Source organism: Spiroplasma sp. ChiS (assembly GCF_002968355.1).
GTDB classification, from domain to species: Bacteria; Bacillota_I; Bacilli_A; order Mycoplasmatales; family Mycoplasmataceae; genus Spiroplasma; species Spiroplasma citri.
Genome location: NZ_PUUH01000097.1, coordinates 1 through 1,566, shown reverse-complemented (window position 1 = coordinate 1,566; position 1,566 = coordinate 1). Strand labels below are relative to the sequence as shown.

The window sequence follows — 1,566 nt, the reverse complement described above, 5'->3', positions numbered from 1 at the left end:
TAATTAAATATAAATTAAAGTAATCGCTTATAAGAGCGATTTTTTTATTTGCATTATTCATCAGATAGTATCTTTAAAATTAAAAATTAACCTATTTTCTCCATCAATTAGTTAATTTTTATAATTTCCTTTCTGTGATTTATTATATTTTTTCGGTTTAACAACTAATAATATCACTTTTAAATAAAAGATACTATCTGATGAATAATACAATACTAAAACTTAATATTTTGATGCTTACTAAAACTTAATATTTTGATGCTTAAAGATGGATAACTCATCTATGGCACGAAGCCTTAAAGAAAGTGTGAAAGCGATTGGATTTACTACTCCTATTTATTTCTTTAATTCTCGGCGGGGTTAGTCGCCCGCGAAATATCAGAGTGTGTGTTTTTGGCTTGTTTCATAAAAAATATTGGACACTAAAAAACAAGAGGGAGGAGCGCCAAAAGGTTATTTTCTTTATATAAAGTTGTGTAGGGATGGATGAAGCGTAATTAATAACTGGATAAGCTGTTTTTTTGTTTATTTCCGTGGGGGTAAACTCTATCAAAATATCCTATCCGCCCCCGCTCACCCCCGAAGTGAAGCGGGCGGCGAAGTAATTAAATACTAAAATAAATTATCTACTAAATATCAAAATATTAACCAATAAAGGAATACTATGTTTTTTTACAGAAAGGAAATTATAAAATGAAAACATTACACGAAATGATAAAAGATTTAACAGGAATTGATGTTGAACAAGATAAAATAAGTGATTATTTAGAAGAAGAAGTATTATATTTACAAGGTGCTTATTTACAAGGTGTTGATTTATATCGTGCTGATTTACATTGGGCTGATTTACAAGTTGCTGATTTACGTTATGCTAATTTATCTTGTGCTAATTTAAAAGGTATTAAAATTACAAAAAACAATTAGACCAATTAACTGTTATTGAGGAGAATGAATAATGAAAAAGTTAAATAAAAAAATTATCAACAAAATAAATAAATTAATGCTTAGAAGTTATCTAGTTTCAAAAGATGAAATTACTGATGAACATTGAGCATTAGGTAAAACTAATTAATGAAAGGATTATTTATAATGTCAGAATATAAAAGTAAATATATTAATAAAACTTGAGATGAAATAACAACATCTTTTGATTGAGTTAATTGTCAACCTATTGATTGTCGTATTTCACATCATAAAAAACATTATGATTTGCAATGTTTATAATGAGCAAAAATGTACTTAAATTTATTTAAAGACAAGTGAAATCTTATTGCTTCTTATATGGAACATTACAAAATTAACGATATTTTAGATTTAGCATCAGATGGATGAAAAATATTACAATTTGAGAAAAAAATAAATCAAGTAAATTAAAATATATTATTGCAATTGACCCTGCTGGAATTGGAAAAACTGGTATTATTATTTATAATTTTTTGAAAAAGAAAATAATATAATTTTTTGAAAAAGAAAATAATTAATAATATTACTTTTAGTTCTAATTCTGAAGAAGAAGCAATAAATAATATGTATTTAATATTAAATGATTTTAAAAATAAAATTTGT

At 24.9% G+C, this 1,566-nt stretch carries 3 protein-coding genes; all 3 read left to right on the top strand.

Translation table 4 applies throughout. The features are described from left to right. The first annotated feature begins 693 nt into the window (after window positions 1–693). The 3 genes from C6B38_RS03560 (at window position 694) to C6B38_RS11875 (ending at window position 1,457) form a co-directional block, all read left to right on the top strand. Window positions 694–924: a pentapeptide repeat-containing protein gene (locus C6B38_RS03560; RefSeq protein WP_105298688.1), complete on the top strand. Its 231-nt coding sequence runs from the start codon at window positions 694–696 to the stop codon at window positions 922–924. Between the two features lie 147 nt (window positions 925–1,071). After that, window positions 1,072–1,224 (top strand): hypothetical protein, encoded by a 153-nt coding sequence (locus C6B38_RS09825; RefSeq protein ID WP_162475841.1) that lies wholly within the window; start codon window positions 1,072–1,074, stop codon window positions 1,222–1,224. A 104-nt stretch (window positions 1,225–1,328) separates the two neighbouring features. Further along, window positions 1,329–1,457, top strand: coding sequence for a hypothetical protein (locus C6B38_RS11875; protein ID WP_255401064.1), 129 nt, complete (start codon window positions 1,329–1,331; stop codon window positions 1,455–1,457). Window positions 1,458–1,566: the final 109 nt, after the last annotated feature.